Raw genomic sequence first — 19,499 nt, forward strand, 5'->3', positions numbered from 1 at the left:
AATATCCAGCTAGGTCGGATCAATTCTCTTCCGGACCCCAACGGCCCGGAAGCATCGTTACCGCAAGATCAGAAGCGGCTCGACATGCCGAAGTTGAATTCCTGCACGTCGTCGGTCTTTTCCTTCTTGACGGGCATCGCGTAGTCAATGCGGATCGGGCCGAAAGGCGATGACCACAACAAGCCGACACCAACCGAAGCGCGCAACTCTAGATCAGTTGAAGCTTGAGTAACCCCGGCGACGTTAATCTTGCTGCCATACAGTGTGGCGGCATCAGCAAACACGGCGCCGCGCACACCAAAGCTTTCCGGAATGACCGGTATCGGGAACTGAGCTTCCGCCGACGCATTGAAATAGGTGGTGCCGCCAAGGTGGTCACCCGTTGCAATATCCGCAGGACCGATGCCACCATACTCGAAGCCGCGGATCATGCGGTCGCTGCTCTGGAACTGATCGAAGATACGCAAGCCGTTATCGCCATAGCCCGCAATATGGCCAGCACCGCCCGAGATCAGGCCGACCAGATCCAGCTGTTCGGACAGCGTCTGGTAGACGGTGCCACGACCGGTAACCTTGACGAATTTGGCATCACCACCAAGGCCGGCCACTTCCACGGTGGTGGTGGCGTAGATGCCTTCATGCGGGCTCTTCATGTCGTCGATGGTGTTGTAGACCAGCCCAAGGCTGACCGACGACTTGATCCACGGGCTTTCGTCAATTCCCTGGACGATCGCCGGAGATATCTTGCAGTCGGCGTCAGGAATCCCATCGTGAGGCGTGTCATCGCAACCGTCGTCGAGCTTGTATTTCTCCTGGGCGATATTGTACGCCAGCTGGGTCGAGATGTTGTCGGTGATCGGCAGACCGAACCGAACTGTCGCGCCCAGGGTCTCGCTGTCGTATTTGCTGTAATTCCGGGTCTGCTGGAAGATGTCGAAGCCGGCAGCGATACGGCGCCCGAGGAAATAGGGTTCGGTGAAGGACAGGCTGTAGTCGCGCGAATTCTTGCCGCCACCCGCCGAAACCTTGATGTACTGGCCACGACCGAGGAAGTTGCGCTCCGCGACCGAACCTTCGACGGACGGACCGGCAGTGTCGCCACCGGTCGAATAACCTGCGCCGACAGAGAACTCGCCGGTCGATTTCTCAACCACGTCAACCACGAGCACGACCTGATCAGGTTCCGAGCCCGGCACGGTGGAAACGTCGACTTTCTCAAAATAATCCAGCCGTTCCAGCCGCTTCTTCGCGCGCTGGATCAAGACCTGGTTGAAGGCGTCGCCTTCGCTAACATCGAATTCACGACGAATGACATAGTCGCGTGTGCGGTCGTTGCCGCGGATTTCGATGCGCTCGATATAGGCCTTGGTGCCCTGGTCGATCGTATAGACGACCGAAATGGTGTGGTTCTCGAAGTTGCGATCGCCGCGCGGCGTCACCTGGGCGAAGGCATAGCCCGAACCCGCGACCTTTTCGGTCAGCGCGATGATGGTGTCCTCGACATCCTTGGCGTTGTAGACGTCGCCCTTGTGGGTCTGAACCACCGATTCCAGCGCCTTCGAGTCGACTTCGGGAATGGTGCTCTCGACGCTGACGTCGCCGAACGTATAGCGGTCGCCTTCCTGGACGGTGATGGTAACGGTGTACTGGTTGGTCGTGTCGTCGAGCTCGCCGACAGCTGAGACCACCTGGAAGTCGGCATAGCCGTGATTGTAATAGAAGCGGCGGAGCGATTCCTGGTCGGCGCGGAGCTTGTCCTCGTCATAGACGTCGTCACGCAGCACGAAGGACAGGAAGCTCGAGCGCTTGGTGGCGATGACGTCGGACAGGCGACGGCTCGAATAGGCGCTGTTGCCGACGAAATTGACTGCGGCGATCTTGGTGCGGCCGCCTTCGTTGATGTTGAAGACCACGTTCACCCGGTTGTCGCCGAGATCCATGATCTGCGTCGTGACAGTGGCGTCATCGCGGCCAATTCGCCTGTAGGCAGCCTTCACCGCCTCGACATCGGAGTCGAGCGTTGCCTGCGAGAACGTCCCGCGCGGCTTCAACTGCACGGCGACTGCCAGCGCATTGTCCTTGAGCTTCTTGTTGCCCTGGAACAGGACCTGGTTGACGACCTGATATTCGGCAACCTTGACCACCAGCGTCGAACCGACCTGATTGATCTGCACGTCCGAGAACAGCCCGGTGCCGAACAGCGCCTTGACCGCATCGTCGATATCGGCGCTGGAAAACGCCTTGCCCGGCTTGATCGTGATGTAGTTGCGGATGGTGTCGGCGTCGACACGCTGGTTGCCGCTGACCTCGACTCTCGAGACAACGGCTGCCTGCGCCGCAGATGTGGCAACGAACTGCACGGCGAGCGCACCTGGTACAACCAGAGCGGCGGACATAGCCACCGCGGACGCGGCGCTCAAAAATTTGGATGCTGCCTTCATCGGGCTTTTGTACCTTTTCTCGAAGTCCCCACGGCGAGAAAACCGGACGTGCGGTAATTTCTCCTACCGTATTAACCGGATTTTCCCTACACGCAAGGCTTCTGGTTAATTTGTAATTACTTAACCCTGATGCGTGGCTTTCGCGTCACGCATACCCCCGTGCATGGTAAACGGCGTCTCAACATTGCCGGTGCTGAAGCCAAATTTCTTCATGATTTCAGCACCCAAACAGATCGTTCCAGAAGACGAAGCCCATAAATCCCAGCACCAGAAAGAGGCCGGCCCGGTATCCCATTTCCATCATCCGCTCCGATACCGGACGCCGGAAAACGGCTTCGAGTGCGTAGAACAGGAGGTGGCCGCCGTCGAGGGGGGGAATCGGCAAAAGGTTCAGAATTCCGATCCCGACGGACAGCCCGGCGACGAGTTGCACCAGCCATAGGAAGCCCAGCTTTGCCGCCTGCCCCGACATCTTGGCGATCTTGATGGGGCCGCCCAGCTGGCATTTGTCTTCGCGGCCGACAACGAATCGCTGCAGGAACTGGCCGGTGCGCTGAATGACGTGCCCCGTCTCCTCGACCGCGGCGCCGACAGCTCCGACAGGGCTGTAGGTGATCAGCCTGGGCTGGCCGACATCCTTGTTGTTGACGACGCCGATGACGGCCACCTTGACCTTGTTGCCCAGCGCGTCCAGCTGCTCCATCGGCTCCGGCGTCGCGACGACGGTGACCTCCTTGCCGTCGCGCAACATGGTGAAGGTGATGGCGTCGCCGCCGCGGCCTGAGACTAGGCGTTGGACGTCGGCGAAGGTCTCAACCTTGCTGCCGTCGACGGCGACGAATCGGTCGCCTGGCAAAATGCCGGCCCTTTCGGCTGGACTGCCGGCAGTGACTGCCGCCACCATCGGCTCAAACACAGGGCGGCCGTAGAGGGAAAACAGCACGGCAAAGACGGCAATGGTCAAAAGGAAGTTGAACAGCGGTCCGGCCACCACCGTGGCGGCGCGTTTCCAGATGGGTTGCGTGTGGAAGGCGACCTTGCGTTCAGCGTCAGTCAGCGTTTCCAGATCTTCCGAACTCGGCTGGCTCGACGTGGCGCTCATGTCGCCGACGAATTTGACATAACCGCCGAGCGGTATGGCGCAGAGCTTCCAGCGCGTGCCGTGGCTGTCGTTGAAGCCGAGAAGTTCGGGGCCGAAGCCGATCGAAAAGGCCTTCACGCCAATGCCGCACCAGCGGCCGACCAGGTAATGGCCCATTTCGTGAATGAAGACGACCACGGTCAGCACGAACAGAAACGGCACCAGCGTGCCGAGGACAAAGCCTTCCGTGCTGAAAAACGCGTGAAGAATTTCGTTCAAGTCATGCCCTCAAATTCACCCGCGGCGAAAGGTGTCGCCGCGACTGTGACATCAATCCAGGCGAATCCGTGGCGTGCGCCATTTCTTCGCCGTGAAATATCACTCAAGCCGGAAACAGCCCCTGCGCCGGATGATCGGCGCCCGCCGAAATCCAGCCGATCACGTATAGGGCAAAAGCCGCCGCGACAAGCCCGTCCACCCTGTCCATGACACCGCCATGCCCGGGTATCAACGCGCTTGAATCCTTGCGGCCGTGGCGGCGCTTGACCCAGGATTCGAAGAGATCGCCAGCCTGGGCAACAATCGACAGCACCAGCGCAACCAAGGCGAGGACGCCAAGATTGCCGGCCCCGGCGGCGGCAGCCAGAAGCACGCCGGCGGCCACGCCGCCGACAGCGCCGCCAAGCGCGCCGCTCTGCGTCTTGCCGGGGGATATCGATGGGGCGAGCTTGGGCCCGCCGACAGCACGGCCGACGAAATAGGCAAAGATGTCGGTCGCCCAGACCACGGCGAACAGAAACAGGATTGCGACCAGGCCGGGATGGTCGCCGCCGCGCAGCAGCGCCAGCGATAAGCCGGACAAAGCCGCGTAGGCAAGCCCGGCGGCATCCCATTGCGTGGCTCCGCGGATGCGGGCGCCGACCGCCGCGACCACAACCATGGCCAGGACAAGAGACAGAAGCCACGATGCCGGCACGCCTGCAACCAGGGCGGCGACGAAAACCAGAAGCAGCGCTTCCGGAATGAAGCCGAGGGCCGCACCGGCCAAGGGGCGCGACATGCGCGCCCATTCATAGAAGATGACCGCCGATATCCCGGCGCAAAGCAGGCGGAACCACAGCCCTCCCAACCAGGTCAGGCCAAGCGCTATTGCGGCCAGCACCAGCGCCGAGACGATGCGAAGCTGAAGATTGTTCATCCCGCCGCCGATCACGAGGCAGCGACATCTTGAGCGGCAAGCCCGCCAAAACGGCGCTCGCGGCCAGCAAAATCGCGCAATGCGTCGGCCAGGTGTTCGCGGCTGAAGTCAGGCCAGTAGCAAGGCAGAAAAACCAGTTCGCTGTAGGCTGCCTGCCACAGAAGGAAGTTCGACAGCCGAAGCTCGCCACTGGTGCGGATGACCAGCTCCGGATCGGGAATGCCTGCGGTGTCGAGGGCGCCGGCAAAAGTGTCTGCCGTGATCGCCTCTGCGTCGATCTCGCCGCGCGCCACTGCGGCTGCGAGCTTGCGTGCCGTGCGCACGATCTCGTCGCGCCCGCCATAGTTGAAGGCGATGACCAAGGTCAGCGATTCATTGCGCGCAGTCAGCGATTCGGCCTCTTCGAGCAGGCCCCTGATGTCCGGCTGCAGCCCCGCCCTGTCACCGATGATCCTGACGCGCACGCCGTTCTGGTGCAGTTCGGCCAGATCGCGGCGGATGAACAGCTTCAAAAGCCCCATCAGGTCGCTCACTTCGGCCTTGGGCCGCGACCAGTTTTCCGACGAAAAGGCGTAGACGGTCAGGAAGGAAATGCCGAGACCGGGCGCGGCGCGCACCGTCTTGCGCAGCGCTTCGACGCCGGCGCGATGGCCGGCAAGCCGCGGCATGCCGCGCGCCTTGGCCCAGCGTCCGTTTCCATCCATGATGATCGCGACATGCGCGGGCGTTGCCATTGTCTCGCTTTCGGGCCGGTGTGGGCCGACCCTAGACCTGCATGATTTCAGCTTCCTTATCGGAAAGCAGGTGATCGATGGTGCTGATCGTTTCGTCGGTCAGCTTCTGGACCTGGTCGGAGCGCTTGCGCTGATCGTCCTCGCTGATGTCGCCGTCCTTTTCCGCCTTCTTCAAGAAGTCCATGCCGTCGCGACGGACATGGCGCACCGCAACGCGGGCGTTCTCGGCGTAGCCATGCGAGATCTTGACCAGTTCCTTGCGGCGCTGCTCGTTGAGCTCGGGCAGCGGAATCCTGAGGTTGGTGCCGTCGACGATCGGATTGAAGCCCAGATTGGATTCTCTGATGGCACGATCGACCGCGCCGACCATCGACTTGTCCCAGACCGAAACCGAAATCATGCGCGGCTCCGGCACCGACACGTTCGCCACCTGGTTGATGGGCATGGTAGTGCCGTAGGCCTGGACCTGGATGGCGTCGAGCAGATTGCTGGAGGCACGGCCGGTGCGCAGCGAAGCCAGATCGTGCTTGAAAGCGGCGATCGCGCCATCCATGCGCCGCTTGAGGTCGTCGAACTCACCACTCATCTTAGTCTCCTCGACCCGTTTGATCCGGGCTCACTGCTTAGGGCCCATATTCGGACCCGCTTTCGAAAACTGGTCCCTTTTAGGAGAGTATACTCCGGATTATTCGTCGGCGACGATCGTGCAACGGCCGCCGCCCCGCAGAATATCGCCGAAACCACCTTTTTCGTGGATCGAATAGACGATTATCGGGATGTTGTTTTCGCGCGCAAGTGCAATTGCGGCGGTATCCATGATCGAGAGGCCCTTGTTGATGACTTCGGCATGGCTGATGCGCTCGAAGCGGGTCGCATTCGGATCCTTCTTGGGATCGGCCGAATAGACCCCGTCAACCTGGGTGCCCTTGAACAGCGCGTCGGCGCCGATCTCGGCGGCGCGCAAGGCCGCGGCCGAATCGGTGGTGAAGAACGGATTGCCGGTGCCGCCGGCGAAAATGACGACCTTGCCCTGGTTCATATAGGCGGTGGCCTGGCGCTGGGAAAAACTCTCGCACAGTTCCGGCATGGCGATGGCCGACAGCACGACGGCATCGACGCCGATCTTGTTCAGCGAGGTGCGCAGCGCCAGCGAGTTGATGACGGTGGCCAGCATGCCCATGTGGTCGCCGGTGACGCGGTCGCCGCCCTTGGATGCTACCGCCACGCCGCGAAAGATATTGCCGCCGCCAATGACGACGCCGACCTCGATGCCAAGTGCGCGGGCTTCGGCGATGTCGGCGGCGATGCGGTCGACCACCGAGACGTCGATGCCGAAATGCTGCTCGCCCATCAAAGCTTCGCCCGACGCTTTCAGCAGGACACGTCGATAGAGGGGCTTTGCCGTCATCTGGACCTCGTCATTGTTGCGTGTGGCAGCCTGGGCAGGCCGCCCTCGCGCGGGCGCCGCCGCTGGCGCGATGCCGAGTTCCGATACACGAAGGGCGCCGCGATGTCACGCGGCGCCCCTCGCCCAATTCCGCCTTCCCGTCGCGGCCCGTCAGTTGCTGGTGATGCTGACGGCGTCGCCCTCGACCAGCAGCGGCGGCGCATAACCCAACGGCTTGTCGCCGGTCACGGCGCCGCCGGTAACCCGGGCTTGTATGTCGGAACCGAAATAGGCGTACGGGAATGGCGGCGGTGTCTTGCTGACCGTATCCAGCCGCGCGCGAAGCTCGGCGGGTAAAGTGAAATCCAACGCCGCCAGATTGTCCTGCAACTGCGCCAGCTTGGTGGCGCCAAGAATCACGGTGGCGATGCCCGGTTGCGTTGCCACCCAGTTGAGCGCGACCTGCGCCATGCTGCGTCCGAGTTCGGCGGCAACTTTTTCGAGCTCCGCCACGATCGCCCAGTTGCGCTCGGTGAACTTCTGGAACCCCGGATGAGTGGTGTTGCGAAAGCCGTCGAGCCGGCCGGCATGGTCTTCCTGCGTCGGCCGGTACTTGCCGCTGAGCAGCCCGCTGGCCAGCGGGCTCCACACCATGATTCCTGCGCCATGGCGGGTGCCGAAGGGCACGAACTCATTTTCGATCGAACGTTCCGCCAGCGAATATTCAAGCTGCAGGGCCGACACCGGCTCGTAGCCGCGCCACTCGGCGATCGTCTGCGCGCGGGCAGCATACCAGGCCGGCACATCGGACAGGCCGACATGGCGAATTTTGCCCGCACGCACGAGATCATCCATCGTGCGCATGACCTCCTCGGCCGGCGTCAGCCCGTCCCAGACATGGAGGAGGTAGAGGTCGATATAGTCAGTGCCCAACCGCTTCAGCGAGGCGTCCACGGCGCGCAAGATGTTCTTGCGGCCATTGCCACCGGCGTTCGGATTGCCGGGCTCCGCGTTGAAGGTGAATTTCGTGGCGATCACCGCTCTGTCGCGCAAGCCTCGCTCGGCGATGAATTCGCCGAGCCAGGTTTCGGCTGTGCCGCCGGTGTAGAGGTCGGCGGTGTCGAAGAAATTGCCGCCGGCCTCGACATAGGCGTCGGCCATGGCGCGCGCGGTTTCCCTGTCCGCGCCCCAGCCCCATTCGGTGCCAAAGGTCATGGTGCCCAGTGCCAGCCGGCTGACGCGCAGGCCGCTGTTGCCCAGTGTGTAATAGCTCATGGTCATGGTGTTTTTCCTATCCTGATTTCTTGACGCCGGCTCACTGGCCAGGCGTCATCTTGACCCAGGGATTGCCGCGCTCATGCGTGGCGCGGAAAACGAAGCCGTCGACTTTCCAGCCGGTCCCGGAGCGAACCAGATGGTGCTCGTAGGTGCCCCAGACTTCCCACAGCGGGTCGCCATTGCCTTCCATCCGGTTCCAGGCATAGCCGTTCGAAGAGACGGTCGCCGCGTCCGCCTCAAAGATCACCTGGTGATTGGTGCGCAGATGCAGGCTGGTCTTGCTGCCCCTGAGGTTGCCGGCCCAGGTACCGATCAGATTGTCGGAGGGGATGGTGGCGGCAGGCTGTCCTGACAGGCTGCTGAAGTCGACGGTGACACGGTCGGCGAAATAGGAGCGGGCAAGCTTCCAGTCCTGCGCATCGACGGCACGGTCGATGGCATCGGCGATGCGGATGACGGCGCGTTCGTCGGCGAGCGCGCGCCAACCGGACGGCTCGGCGCCGCCGGCATCGACCGGCGCTAGGGCAAGGCCTGCGGCGAAGGTAGCGTGTTTCAAGGCATCCATCTCTCTTCTCCTTTGTGCATCGGTGATGGCAATATGGGTCAGCCTGTCGGCATCGAGAAGATTGAAGTGTTTGCAAGGACTATGCGATATCATGCATGAATGGACCGGGATCTGCTCAGTCATTTGCCTGTCATCGTCGCCGTTGCCCGACGCGGCGGCTTTGCGGTTGCCGCGGCCGAACTGGGCATGTCCCCATCCGCCGTCAGCCATGCGGTGCGCCTCGTGGAGGAGCGGATCGGCCAGCCGCTGTTTGCGCGCACCACGCGCAGCGTCTCGCTGACGGAAGCCGGCAAGGCGCTGGTGGAGACGGCAGCCCCTGCTCTCCAGGATATCGCCGACCGGATGGACCGCATCCGAGCCATCAAGGGCCGGCCCTCCGGCTTGCTCAGGTTGAACGTTCCCAACATCGCCGTTCCACTTGCCGTCACTCCCGTGGTCGCCGCGATGGCTGAACGCTATCCTGATGTGACCATCGAATTGCTCACCGACCAGGGGCTGGTGGACATTGTCGGCGAGGGTTTTGATGCCGGCATCCGGCTGGGCGAGATGATCGCACAGGACATGGTCACGGTCCGGCTGACGCCGCCATTCAACGCCGTGATCGTCGCCTCCCCCGCCTATGTCGGCCGGCATGGCCGTCCGCGCGGTGTGACGGATCTTTCGGACCACAATTGCGTCGGCTACCGGCTTGTGCGCTCCGGCGCACTCTATCGCTGGGACCTGACCGAGGACGGCAAGGATGTCGTGGCCGAGACGAAGGGTACGGTCATCGTTACCGATTCGCTGGCCGCGATCGACCTTGCGCTTGCCGGCGTCGGGCTGATCTATGTGTTCGAGCCGCTGGTGCGCGCGGAATTGGCCGCCGGCCGCCTCGTTCAGATCCTGCCGCAAACGGCGATCGAGGAGCCCGGCCTCTTCCTCTACTTCCCGCGCAGGGCGTCGATGGCGCCAAAGCTCAGGGCCTTCATCGACACCGCACAAGAAATCGGCCGAGCATCCTTGCGGACACCCGGCCGAGTTGCCTGAGCTGAGAAGCCCTTTTCGGGGCTATTTTTAAAACTACTTCTTCACCGCCGCCGCGACTTCCGCCGCGAAATCGGTCTCTTCCTTTTCGATGCCTTCGCCCAGCGCAAAGCGCAGATAGGCGGAGATCTTGGCCGGAGCGCCGATGTCCTTCTCGGCATCCTTCAGCGCCTGCTCGACAGTGATGTCGGGATTGAGCACGAAGGCCTGCTTGAGGAGCACGACTTCCTCGTAGAACTTGCGCAGGCGGCCTTCGACCATCTTTTCGATGATCGCTTCCGGCTTGCCGGACTGGCGCGCCTGGTCGGCGAAGATCGCCTTCTCGCGCTCGACCGCTGCCGGATCGATCTGCTCGGCGGTCAACGCCAGCGGGTTGGTGGCGGCGACATGCATGGCGACCTGGCGGCCAAAGGCGTTGGCGGCATGCTCATTGCCCGTCGTCTCGATCGCGACCAGAACGCCGAGCTTGCCAAGACCATCGGCAACCGCATTGTGGACGTAGGTTGCGACAGCACCGTGCGGGACGGTGAGCTTGGCCGAACGGCGGAAGCTCATGTTCTCGCCAATGGTGCCAACGGCGTCCTTGATGGTGTCAGTGACCGACTTGTCCGAACCCGGATACTTTGCGGCAGAGACAGCCTCCGTCGTGCCATAAGCAAGCGCGACCTTGGCGACATTGCGAACGATCTCCTGGAACTGCTCGTTGCGGGCCACGAAATCGGTCTCGGAGTTAACCTCGATGATGGCGGCCTCGCGGACGCCGGAGTCGACGCCGATCAGGCCTTCGGCGGCAGTACGGCCAGCCTTCTTGTCGGCCTTGGAAATGCCCTTCTTGCGCAGCCAGTCGACGGCCTCTTCGATGTTGCCGTTGGTCTCGGTCAACGCCGCCTTGCAGTCCATCATGCCCGCGCCGGTCAAGTCGCGGAGTTCTTTGACCTGTGCAGCCGAAATGCTCATTGTCGCCTCTTTGTTTTAAATGCACCGACGCACCACCGGTACTCGGTGATGCGTCCGTCTAGCGTGCCAAATATGAGAATGATGAAGGCCGCAACCGGCCTTCGATTGTCAAGCTTCCGGAGCGTCAGCAGCCGGGGCCGGAGCCGGATCAAGCGCCGGTTCGACCGGAGCTTCGACCGAGGCGCCGATGTCGACGCCGAGCGCGCCCTGCTGGCGGGCGATGCCGTCGATGGCAGCCTTGGCGATCAGGTCGCAATAGAGCTGGATGGCGCGCGCCGCGTCGTCATTACCGGGGATCGGGAAATCGATCTTGTCCGGATCGCAGTTCGAATCGATGATGGCGACGACCGGGATGCCGAGGCGCTTGGCCTCGAGGATGGCGATCGCTTCCTTGTTGGTGTCGATGACGAACATCAGGTCCGGCGTCGAACCCATGTCCTTGATGCCGCCGAGCGCCTTGTCGAGCTTCTCGCGCTCGCGGTCGAGGTTCAGGCGTTCCTTCTTGGTCAGGCCCTGGGCCTCACCGGCCAGCATCTCGTCGAGTTTGCGCAGGCGCTGGATCGAATTCGAGATCGTCTTCCAGTTGGTCAGCATGCCGCCGAGCCAACGCGAGTTGACATAGTATTGGGCCGAACGCTGTGCGGCGTCGGCGACGATGTCGGACGCCTGGCGCTTGGTGCCGACGAACAGCACGCGGCCGCCCTTGGCAACGGTGTCGGAAACCTGCTTCAGAGCCTGGTGCAGCAAAGGCACCGTCTGCGACAGGTCGATGATGTGGATGTTGTTGCGGGCGCCGTAGATGTAAGGCGCCATCTTCGGGTTCCAGCGGTGGGTCTGGTGGCCGAAGTGAATGCCAGCTTCCAAAAGCTGGCGCATGCTGAAATCAGGCAGTGCCATTCTTAGTTCCTTTTCCGGTTAGCCTCCACGGACACAGGCATTTTTGGACTTTGTCCTCGAACGCCACCGGAGGTTTCAGCCGGATTTCTCCCGGGCAGACACCAAAGTCCGTGTGTGGAATGAGCGCGCATATAGAGGGGAAGTGCTGCAAACGCAAGCGGTGAGGTGCTTCATCGCTCAGCGTGCGGCAATCAGCGCTCCGGTGCCGATCATGGCGCTGCCGGCGAACCGGTTAATCAGCCGCATGCGTTCGGGCGTCCTGAACCAGCCGGATGCCCTGCCCGCCAGCGCGGCGTAGATGCCCATGGTGAGAATATTGGCGCCGACGACGACTGCCACCACCAGCAGGCCGTCGGCAAACGTCATGGTGTCGAGGTTGAGGATCAGCGGCATGATCGAGGCGTGGAACAGGATCGCCTTCGGGTTGCCGAGCGCCACGGAGGCGCCAAGCAGGAACGAACGCGACAATCCGGTTTGGGGGATTCCTTGCGCGGCCGATTGCGCGGCCGCGGCCCGCCACATCTTGATGCCGAGGAAAATCAGGTAGGCCGCACCGGCGTATTTCAACAGGAGAAACACCCATTCGAAGGTCTGGGCCAGCGCCACCAGCCCGAGCAGTGCCAAGGTGACCAGCACGGCATCACCGGCGGCAATGCCCATTCCGGCGACGAACGCACGCAGGAAGCCGCGTGCCACGCCGTTGGTGATCACCGTGAACATCGCCGGACCCGGCGTGGCGGCGGCAAGTGTGATGGCAAGGCAATAAGCCAGGAATGCCGTTAGCGTCACGATCGGCCCTTTCCGTTGGGTACCCGTACGCGCCTGAAGATCGCAACGATCTCCTCGCGGCTGCATTCGATGGCGCCGAGCCGCACCGCCCGGTCGCGCTCGAAGCCGGTTATGTCATAGTGCGGCGCCGATGTCCTGGGCGGCCCCTGGTAGGACGAACGCTTGACACCAAGCTCGGCGGCGAAACGATGCAGTTCGTCCGTATCGTCGGCCATCAGGTGGCACCAGCGATGGCCGGCCCATTTCCAGATCGCCGCATCGACATAGACCGCCATCGGGAACTGCCATCAAGCCTGCCGTGGCCAGCGCCGCATTGTTGCTATTTCGAGACCGGACAAGGCTTGGTCTGATCGAACAGCGACAGGTTGACCAGCTTTCCGGTCATCGAGAACTCGCCATAGTCCATTGTGAGGTCGCGGGTGATGCCGTTCTCGTGCAGCTTGAAGCTGATGCGGTATTCCGGCACCTCTTCGCCCGATTTGTCGGTCTCGTCGAAATAGGCGATGTCGACCGGCCAGTATTTGTCGCCGGCAAGCTTGGCCAGCGCCGGCGCTTCGGGGTCGGCCTTGTCGCCCTCGGCCTTCTTGCCGACGATGACGGTGGTGGTCATCACCTTGTTGGCATCCTCCGAACCGTCGAACAGGCTGGTTTCGTAGAAATTCTCGCCCTTCTCGGCCTTGCCGATCAGTTCGACCAGATGCTGGGTCGGGAACTGGGTGGCGGCGAGTTCGAGGCTGTTCTTCTCGGGCTTGTCGATATCGACCTTGAGACCCTTGGTCTCTTTTGTGGCGGTGCCTTTGACCTCCTTGTCTAGGTTCTGGTCGACGAAGGATTTGGTCACGAACGAGAAGGTCTTGCCTTCGGCGTCCTCGAACGTGGTCGTCTGCTGGTCGGTCAGCCTGGTGTTGTCGCCGGTGGCGATCTGGGTGACGAAACGGAATTTTACCGTATAGCCCTCGCAGGGCGAGCCGTTGAACTCATAGACCATGCGGCCGGAAATCCCGGTGATGCCCGAGCGGTCCGACGCCTTGTCGAGGGTAAGATCGTAGACGGCGCGATGCGCCTGCAGCGCCGGCACGGCAAAGGCTGGAGCCATCGAGAACAGCACCGGAAAGAGAACGGCGTGGAAGGCAAGGCGCGTTGCGCGCATAAGGGGCTCCGATCGTCGCAGCTGATGGCAGGCCGCAGGTAAAGATGGTCCAGCTTAAAAAAAGTCGTGGCGGAAGCGAGGCAAAAATAGCAATTTCGGCCCGGCCAGCGCGGCGTCTCCAAGCAATAGGGAAATACCATGAGTGAAACAATCGAAAAGCGGCTAAGCGATCTCGGCGTGACAATACCTGCCGCCGCAGCGCCCGCCGCGAACTATGTGCCCTATTGCAGGTCCGGCAATCTTTTGTTCACCGCCGGGCAGTTGCCGCTCAAGGACGGCAAGCTGCAGGCAAGCGGCCTGCTCGGCCGCGACGTCGATACCGCAACCGGCAAGGAAGGCGCAAAGTACTGCGCAATCAATGTCTTGGCCCAGGCAAAAGCAGCACTTGGCGATCTCGAAAAAATCCAGCGTTTGGTCAAGATCACCGTCTTTGTTGCATCAGTGCCGGATTTCGTCGAGCAGCATCTGGTCGCCAATGGCGCCTCCGATTTCCTGGTCGCCGCCCTTGGCGAGCGCGGCAAGCATGCCCGCTCCGCCGTCGGCACCGCCTGTCTGCCGCTTAATGCCGCAGTGGAAATCGAAGCCGTCTTCGAGGTCGCATGAGCAGGACCAAGACAATGACCGACCTTTCCTGGCTGACCGCCCGCCCGGTGGCGCATCGCGGCTTTCACGACATGAACAAGACGCGCTGGGAAAACACGCTGTCGGCCTTCGCTGCTGCCGCCGAGCGCGGCTATGCGATCGAATGCGACGTGCATTTGTCGTCCGACCGCGTCCCCGTCATCATTCATGACGGCGATCTCAGTCGGTTGACCGGCCAGGACGGCTTCGTCTGGCAGCGCACGGCAGCGGAACTGGCGGCGCTCAGGATCGGCGGCACCAAGGACCATGTGCCGACACTTCAGGAGGTGCTCGACCTGGTCGACGGCCGCGTGCCTTTGGTGGTCGAATTGAAGGGTGTGCCCGGCTACGACGAGGGCCTGGTGGCGAGCGTCGGCAAGATGCTGGAGCGCTATAAGGGCAAGGCGGCGATCATGTCGTTCGACCACTGGCTGGTCCGCGATTTCCCCAGGGATGCGCCAGGAATTCCGGGCGGGCTCACGGCCTATGGCCAGGACAACCAGTTGATCGAGGCGCATTTCGCCATGCTGGCGCATGGCCTCGCCTTCACCTCCTATGCCGCGGGCGATCTGCCGAACCCGTTCGTCAGCTTCGTGCGCGAAAGGCTTAAAATGCCTGTCATCACCTGGACGGTGCATGACCAGCCGGCGGTGGATCTCACCTTCAAATACGCCGACCAGATGACGTTCGAAGGGTTCGAACCCGATCTGGTCAATGTCGCCTGATGGAAGTGCCTGAAACGTGACTTGTAGCGGCCCCGACAGAGCTTAAATAAGCCCCATGGATCAGGGTGATGAAGGTGACGGGCAAACGGCGAATGCGGAGTTTTCCATCCGCGTTGCCGCCGGCATCAATGCCTTCACCTGCGACGAGTGGAACGGCTTTACCGGCACAACCCGCAGCGACACAGAAAATGGCTATAACCCTCTCGTTTCATATGCTTTTCTGAGCGCGCTTGAAGATTCCGGCTGCGCTGTGCGGCGTACCGGCTGGCAAGGTCATCATCTCAGACTGGAAAATGCCCAAGGCAGATTGCTGGGCGCCGTGCCCTGCTATCTCAAATCGCACAGCCAGGGCGAATATGTCTTCGACCACGGCTGGTCCGATGCGTTCGAACGCGCCGGCGGCAACTACTATCCGAAACTGCAATGCGCCGTGCCGTTCTCTCCGGTCACCGGCCCTCGCCTGCTGGTCAGCAAAGGCGAGGACAGCGCCATTGTGAAGGCCGGTCTCGCAGCGGGCCTGAAGGCGGTGACGGAAAAGCTCGGCGTGTCGTCCGCGCATGTCACCTTCGCCAGTGAAAGCGACGTTGCAACGCTGGAAGCAGCCGGCTTCCTGCACCGCACCGACCAGCAGTTCCATTTCTTCAACGAAGGCTTTTCGACCTATGACGACTTTCTCGCCACGCTGGCATCGCGCAAGCGCAAGGCGATGAAGAAGGAGCGCCGCGAGGCGCTCGCCAACGGTATCTCGATCGACCGGCTGACCGGCAAGGACCTGACCGAAAAGGCGTGGGACGATTTCTTCGCCTTCTATATGGATACCGGCAGCCGCAAATGGGGCCGGCCCTATCTCAACCGCAAGTTCTTCTCGCTGATCGGCGAGCGCATGTCCCAGGACATCCTGTTGATCATGGCCAAGCGCAATGGCCGCTATGTCGCCGGCGCCATCAACTTCATCGGCTCCGATGCGCTCTACGGCCGCAATTGGGGCTGCATCGAGGACCACCCGTTCCTGCATTTCGAAGTTTGCTACCATCAGGCCATCGACTTCGCCATCGAGCGTAAGCTGAAGGTGGTCGAGGCCGGCGCGCAGGGTGAGCACAAGCTGGCGCGCGGCTATCGTCCCGTGACCATGCATTCGGCGCACTACATCGCACATCCCGGCCTGCGCAATGCTGTGGCCGACTATCTCCGGCGGGAACGCCGCGAGGTCGAGCGGATGGGCGAAATCCTGGAAGAGCATACGCCGTTCCGCAAGGATCTTGAGGAATAGCGATCCGCCCCTGCCCTCGCCTGTCGATATCGCCGGACCATCTTGCCGGTCCGGGACAGCTTCGCTACACCGGGAGCATACTCCCGGAGCGCCGCCATGACCGAGGCCTACGATCCCAGCAATATCTTCGCGAAGATCCTGCGCGGCGAAATCCCGTCGCACCGCGTCTACGAGGATGATGCCGTGGTCGCCTTCATGGATGTGATGCCGCAAGGCCCCGGTCACACGCTGGTGGTGCCCAAAGCACCGTCGCGCAATCTGCTCGATGCAGATCCGGCGACGCTCGGCCGGCTGTTCACCACGGTCCAAAAGGTGTCGCTGGCGGTCAAAAAGGCTTTCGGCGCTGACGGGGTCACGATCCTGCAGTTCAACGAACCGGCCTCCGGCCAGACCGTCTACCACCTGCATGTCCATGTCATCCCGCGGTTCGAAGGCATCGCGCTCAAGCCGCATACGGGGCAGATGGAGAAGCCCGAAGTGCTGACTGAGAACGCGGCCAGGATCCGAGCAGCGCTGAACGGTTGAGGTGGCGCGCGCCTCAGGGCGATGCGCTCAGCCACAATCCACCACGTCGGTTAGGAAAATATCAAACCACCCCGTGATAAAGTGCCGTACCGGGATGCGTTTGGGTTTTAAAAACCGTGGAACATTCGGTTGCGACATCAGAGCCGTTGGTAAAAGCAGCTGCCGGGCCGTGGATGACTATGCGAGCGATCTGATTTCGATCGCCATCTGGAAGGCGTGCGGGTACTTCCTGGGCAAGTTTGCACCCGAGGGCGTCGCCGCCTGACCTAACAACATCTGACCTGAAAAGCAGGGGCGCTGTGTCGGCAAACCGGCCAGCCAATGAAAAAAGGGCCCGTCACCGGGCCCTTTTTTCATAGGCGAACTTTTTAGCTCTTGCGCGGCAGTTGCGGCACCAGGCTGCGCTTGCCGCCATCCTTGCCCTTGGGCTCAGGCTCGTCCTTGCCCTTGGGCTGAGGCTTCTGCGCCACCGCCTTCTTGGCGACGGGCTTCTTGGCCACCGCCTTGCGGGCTTTCGGCGCCTCTTCCGGCTCCTGCTTCGGCTGCACCGGGGCTTCGTCGGCCAGTGATTCGAGCTTAAGGCCGGTTTCGCCGGTTTCCTTCTTCTCGACTGTGACGCGCACCGTGCCGCCCTTCTTGAGCTTGCCGAACAGCACCTCGTCGGCCAACGGCTTCTTGATGTGCTCCTGGATGACCCGGCCGAGCGGCCGCGCACCCATGCGCTCATCATAGCCCTTGTCGGCCAGCCAGGCGATCGCGTCGGACGACAGGTCGAAGGTGACGCCCCGCTCGGAGAGCTGGGCCTCGAGCTGCATGACGAACTTCTGCACCACCTGATGGATGACCGGCACCGGCAGCGAGCCGAACGGGATGATCGCATCGAGACGGTTGCGGAACTCCGGCGTGAACAACCGGTTGATGGCCTCGACATCGTCGCCTTCGCGCTTGGTCGATCCGAAACCGATCGCCGCGCGCTGCGCATCCGATGCGCCCGCATTGGTGGTCATGATCAGGATGACGTTGCGGAAGTCGATCTGCTTGCCGTTGTGGTCGGTCAGCTTGCCGTGGTCCATGACCTGCAACAGGATGTTGAACAGGTCCGGATGCGCCTTCTCGACTTCATCCAGCAAGAGCACGCAGTGCGGATGCTGGTCGACGCCGTCGGTCAACAAGCCGCCCTGGTCGAAGCCGACATAGCCGGGAGGCGCGCCGATCAGCCGCGAAACGGTGTGGCGTTCCATATATTCCGACATGTCGAAGCGGATCAGCTCGACGCCGAGCGAGGCAGCCAACTGCTTGGCGACTTCGGTCTTGCCGACGCCGGTCGGGCCTGAGAACAGGTAAGAGCCGATCGGCTTTTCCGGTTCGCGCAGGCCGGCACGCGCCAGCTTGATCGCCGAGGTCAGCGCGGTGATGGCGGTGTCCTGGCCATAGACGACGCGCTTCAGCTCGATGTCGAGGCCTTGCAGCACCTTCTCGTCGTCGGCCGAAACCGTCTTCGGCGGGATGCGGGCCATCGTGGCGATCGTGGCTTCGATCTCCTTGATGCCGATCGTCTTCTTGCGCTTGGCTTCCGGCACCAGCATCTGCGAGGCGCCGGTCTCGTCGATCACATCGATCGCCTTGTCCGGCAGCTTGCGGTCGTTGATGTAGCGGGCCGACAGTTCCACCGAAGCCTTGATCGCCTCGTTGGTGAACTTCACCTTGTGGAATTCCTCATAATAGGGCTTGAGGCCCTTCATGATCTCGATGGCGTCCTCGATGGTCGGCTCGTTGACGTCGATCTTCTGGAAGCGCCGCACCAGAGCGCGGTCCTTCTCGAAGAACTGGCGGAACTCCTTGTAAGTGGTCGAGCCGATGCAGCGGATGGCACCCGAAGACAGCGCCGGCTTCAACAGGTTCGACGCATCCATCGCGCCGCCTGAGGTGGCGCCGGCCCCGATCACCGTGTGGATCTCGTCGATGAACAGCACGGCGCCCGGATAATCCTCGAGCTCCTTGACGACCTGCTTCAGCCGCTCTTCAAAATCGCCGCGATAGCGCGTGCCGGCCAACAGCGTGCCCATGTCGAGCGCGAAGATGGTGGCGTCCTGCAGCACTTCGGGCACATCGCCCTCGACGATGCGCTTGGCCAGGCCTTCGGCAATCGCCGTCTTGCCGACGCCGGGATCGCCGACATAGAGCGGGTTGTTCTTGGAGCGGCGGCACAGCACCTGGATGGTGCGGTTGATTTCGCTCTCGCGGCCGATCAGCGGATCGATCTTGCCGGCCTTGGCCTTGTTGTTGAGGTTGACGCAATAAGCCGTCAGCGCATCCTGCTGCTGCTTCTTCTTGCCGCCTTCCTCCTGCGGCTCGGCGCCGTTCTGGCCGCCCTGCTCGTCATCGGCGCCGCGCGGCGAGCGCGTCTCCGATGCGCCGGGGCGCTTGGCGATGCCGTGCGAGATGTAGTTGACCGCGTCGTAGCGGGTCATCTGCTGTTCCTGCAGGAAATAAGCGGCATGGCTCTCGCGCTCGGCAAAGATGGCGACGAGCACGTTGGCGCCGGACACTTCCTCGCGGCCGGATGACTGCACATGGATCACGGCGCGCTGGATGACGCGCTGGAAGCCGGCGGTCGGCTTGGAATCCTCATCGTAACCGGTGACCAGATTGTCGAGTTCGGTGTCGATATAGGTCAGAACGGTGTGCTTCAGCTCGTCGAGATCGACGTTGCAGGCGCGCATAACGGCGGCCGCCTCGGTGTCGTCGATGAGGGCGAGCAGCAGATGTTCTAGGGTTGCATATTCATGGTGCCGCTCATTGGCGAGCGTCAGCGCCTGGTGAAGCGCCTTTTCCAGGCCTTGGGAGAAAGCCGGCAT

19 protein-coding genes are annotated in these 19,499 nt (G+C 62.2%); 5 read left to right on the plus strand and 14 right to left on the minus strand.

What is annotated here, in order from left to right; all coding sequences use genetic code 11:
* Positions 1-68: 68 nt before the first annotated feature.
* The 8 genes from bamA to X771_RS148465 all read right to left on the minus strand — a co-directional run bounded on the left by bamA (position 69) and on the right by X771_RS148465 (position 8,684).
* Positions 69-2,441 carry an outer membrane protein assembly factor BamA gene (bamA, locus tag X771_RS148495; protein ID WP_023688577.1) on the minus strand — a complete coding sequence of 791 codons (2,373 nt, stop codon included), beginning with the start codon at positions 2,439-2,441 and terminating at the stop codon, positions 69-71.
* A gap of 217 nt (positions 2,442-2,658) precedes the next feature.
* On the minus strand, positions 2,659-3,801 hold the full coding sequence (gene rseP / locus X771_RS148490; RefSeq protein WP_023688578.1) for an RIP metalloprotease RseP: 1,143 nt from the start codon (positions 3,799-3,801) through the stop codon (positions 2,659-2,661).
* Between the two features lie 103 nt (positions 3,802-3,904).
* Complete coding sequence (locus tag X771_RS148485; protein WP_023688579.1) at positions 3,905-4,720, minus strand: phosphatidate cytidylyltransferase; 816 nt, start codon at positions 4,718-4,720, stop codon at positions 3,905-3,907.
* An 11-nt stretch (positions 4,721-4,731) separates the two neighbouring features.
* Positions 4,732-5,505, minus strand: a complete 774-nt coding sequence (locus X771_RS0134245; RefSeq protein ID WP_280790565.1) for an isoprenyl transferase — start codon at positions 5,503-5,505, stop codon at positions 4,732-4,734.
* The gene (frr, locus tag X771_RS148480; RefSeq protein ID WP_023671027.1) at positions 5,486-6,040 is read right to left on the minus strand and encodes a ribosome recycling factor; all 555 of its coding nucleotides are present in this window, start codon (positions 6,038-6,040) and stop codon (positions 5,486-5,488) included. The genes X771_RS0134245 and frr overlap by 20 nt, the downstream gene beginning before the upstream one ends.
* Before the next feature lie 99 nt (positions 6,041-6,139).
* On the minus strand, positions 6,140-6,862 hold the full coding sequence (gene pyrH, locus X771_RS148475; protein WP_023671026.1) for a UMP kinase: 723 nt from the start codon (positions 6,860-6,862) through the stop codon (positions 6,140-6,142).
* A 150-nt stretch (positions 6,863-7,012) separates the two neighbouring features.
* A complete protein-coding gene (locus X771_RS148470; protein ID WP_023688580.1) occupies positions 7,013-8,122 on the minus strand; it encodes an aldo/keto reductase in 1,110 nt (369 codons plus the stop codon).
* A 34-nt stretch (positions 8,123-8,156) separates the two neighbouring features.
* On the minus strand, positions 8,157-8,684 hold the full coding sequence (locus X771_RS148465) for a nuclear transport factor 2 family protein (RefSeq protein WP_023671025.1): 528 nt from the start codon (positions 8,682-8,684) through the stop codon (positions 8,157-8,159).
* 99 nt (positions 8,685-8,783) lie between these two features.
* Here X771_RS148465 and X771_RS148460 point away from each other — a divergent pair, with 99 nt between their 5' ends.
* A complete protein-coding gene (locus X771_RS148460; protein WP_023688581.1) occupies positions 8,784-9,710 on the plus strand; it encodes a LysR family transcriptional regulator in 927 nt (308 codons plus the stop codon).
* A gap of 33 nt (positions 9,711-9,743) precedes the next feature.
* On the opposite strand, the gene tsf is transcribed toward X771_RS148460, so the two are convergent.
* From tsf to X771_RS148435, 5 genes are all read right to left on the minus strand, one after another.
* A complete protein-coding gene (tsf, locus tag X771_RS148455; RefSeq protein ID WP_023671023.1) occupies positions 9,744-10,664 on the minus strand; it encodes a translation elongation factor Ts in 921 nt (306 codons plus the stop codon).
* A 108-nt stretch (positions 10,665-10,772) separates the two neighbouring features.
* The gene (rpsB, locus tag X771_RS148450) at positions 10,773-11,561 is read right to left on the minus strand and encodes a 30S ribosomal protein S2 (RefSeq protein ID WP_023671022.1); all 789 of its coding nucleotides are present in this window, start codon (positions 11,559-11,561) and stop codon (positions 10,773-10,775) included.
* A 177-nt stretch (positions 11,562-11,738) separates the two neighbouring features.
* The gene (locus tag X771_RS148445; protein WP_023688582.1) at positions 11,739-12,350 is read right to left on the minus strand and encodes a LysE family translocator; all 612 of its coding nucleotides are present in this window, start codon (positions 12,348-12,350) and stop codon (positions 11,739-11,741) included.
* On the minus strand, positions 12,347-12,625 hold the full coding sequence (locus X771_RS148440) for a DUF4031 domain-containing protein (RefSeq protein WP_023671020.1): 279 nt from the start codon (positions 12,623-12,625) through the stop codon (positions 12,347-12,349). Before X771_RS148440 ends, X771_RS148445 begins: the two co-directional genes overlap by 4 nt.
* A 44-nt stretch (positions 12,626-12,669) precedes the next feature.
* Positions 12,670-13,500, minus strand: a complete 831-nt coding sequence (locus X771_RS148435; protein WP_023688583.1) for a cell envelope integrity EipB family protein — start codon at positions 13,498-13,500, stop codon at positions 12,670-12,672.
* A gap of 138 nt (positions 13,501-13,638) precedes the next feature.
* Between X771_RS148435 and X771_RS148430 the strand changes: the two genes are divergently transcribed.
* The 4 genes from X771_RS148430 to X771_RS148415 all read left to right on the plus strand — a co-directional run bounded on the left by X771_RS148430 (position 13,639) and on the right by X771_RS148415 (position 16,641).
* On the plus strand, positions 13,639-14,103 hold the full coding sequence (locus X771_RS148430) for a RidA family protein (RefSeq protein ID WP_023684686.1): 465 nt from the start codon (positions 13,639-13,641) through the stop codon (positions 14,101-14,103).
* A gap of 14 nt (positions 14,104-14,117) precedes the next feature.
* Positions 14,118-14,846, plus strand: coding sequence for a glycerophosphodiester phosphodiesterase (locus X771_RS148425; protein WP_023688584.1), 729 nt, complete (start codon positions 14,118-14,120; stop codon positions 14,844-14,846).
* Positions 14,847-14,901: 55 nt separating this feature from the next.
* Positions 14,902-16,116: a GNAT family N-acetyltransferase gene (locus X771_RS148420; protein WP_023688585.1), complete on the plus strand. Its 1,215-nt coding sequence runs from the start codon at positions 14,902-14,904 to the stop codon at positions 16,114-16,116.
* A 96-nt stretch (positions 16,117-16,212) separates the two neighbouring features.
* Complete coding sequence (locus tag X771_RS148415) at positions 16,213-16,641, plus strand: HIT family protein (RefSeq protein WP_023671015.1); 429 nt, start codon at positions 16,213-16,215, stop codon at positions 16,639-16,641.
* Between the two features lie 368 nt (positions 16,642-17,009).
* On the opposite strand, the gene clpA is transcribed toward X771_RS148415, so the two are convergent.
* Positions 17,010-19,499 (minus strand): ATP-dependent Clp protease ATP-binding subunit ClpA, encoded by a 2,490-nt coding sequence (clpA, locus tag X771_RS148410; protein WP_023671013.1) that lies wholly within the window; start codon positions 19,497-19,499, stop codon positions 17,010-17,012.

This window comes from Mesorhizobium sp. LSJC269B00 (assembly GCF_000502815.1).
GTDB lineage: Bacteria > Pseudomonadota > Alphaproteobacteria > Rhizobiales > Rhizobiaceae > Mesorhizobium.

Excerpts from the sequence above, each read along its gene's own strand:
- X771_RS148465 (WP_023671025.1), bottom strand. The coding sequence starts at position 8,684 with ATGGATGCCTTGAAACACGCTACCTTCGCCGCAGGCCTTGCCCTAGCG.
- rpsB (WP_023671022.1), bottom strand. The coding sequence starts at position 11,561 with ATGGCACTGCCTGATTTCAGCATGCGCCAGCTTTTGGAAGCTGGCATT.
- clpA (WP_023671013.1), bottom strand. The coding sequence starts at position 19,499 with ATGCCGGCTTTCTCCCAAGGCCTGGAAAAGGCGCTTCACCAGGCGCTG.
- X771_RS148440 (WP_023671020.1), bottom strand. The coding sequence starts at position 12,625 with ATGGCGGTCTATGTCGATGCGGCGATCTGGAAATGGGCCGGCCATCGC.
- X771_RS148425 (WP_023688584.1), top strand. The coding sequence starts at position 14,118 with ATGACCGACCTTTCCTGGCTGACCGCCCGCCCGGTGGCGCATCGCGGC.
- X771_RS148420 (WP_023688585.1), top strand. The coding sequence starts at position 14,902 with ATGGATCAGGGTGATGAAGGTGACGGGCAAACGGCGAATGCGGAGTTT.
- X771_RS148485 (WP_023688579.1), bottom strand. The coding sequence starts at position 4,720 with ATGAACAATCTTCAGCTTCGCATCGTCTCGGCGCTGGTGCTGGCCGCA.
- X771_RS148435 (WP_023688583.1), bottom strand. The coding sequence starts at position 13,500 with ATGCGCGCAACGCGCCTTGCCTTCCACGCCGTTCTCTTTCCGGTGCTG.
- frr (WP_023671027.1), bottom strand. The coding sequence starts at position 6,040 with ATGAGTGGTGAGTTCGACGACCTCAAGCGGCGCATGGATGGCGCGATC.
- X771_RS148415 (WP_023671015.1), top strand. The coding sequence starts at position 16,213 with ATGACCGAGGCCTACGATCCCAGCAATATCTTCGCGAAGATCCTGCGC.
- bamA (WP_023688577.1), bottom strand. The coding sequence starts at position 2,441 with ATGAAGGCAGCATCCAAATTTTTGAGCGCCGCGTCCGCGGTGGCTATG.
- tsf (WP_023671023.1), bottom strand. The coding sequence starts at position 10,664 with ATGAGCATTTCGGCTGCACAGGTCAAAGAACTCCGCGACTTGACCGGC.
- pyrH (WP_023671026.1), bottom strand. The coding sequence starts at position 6,862 with ATGACGGCAAAGCCCCTCTATCGACGTGTCCTGCTGAAAGCGTCGGGC.
- X771_RS148460 (WP_023688581.1), top strand. The coding sequence starts at position 8,784 with ATGGACCGGGATCTGCTCAGTCATTTGCCTGTCATCGTCGCCGTTGCC.
- X771_RS148470 (WP_023688580.1), bottom strand. The coding sequence starts at position 8,122 with ATGACCATGAGCTATTACACACTGGGCAACAGCGGCCTGCGCGTCAGC.
- X771_RS148430 (WP_023684686.1), top strand. The coding sequence starts at position 13,639 with ATGAGTGAAACAATCGAAAAGCGGCTAAGCGATCTCGGCGTGACAATA.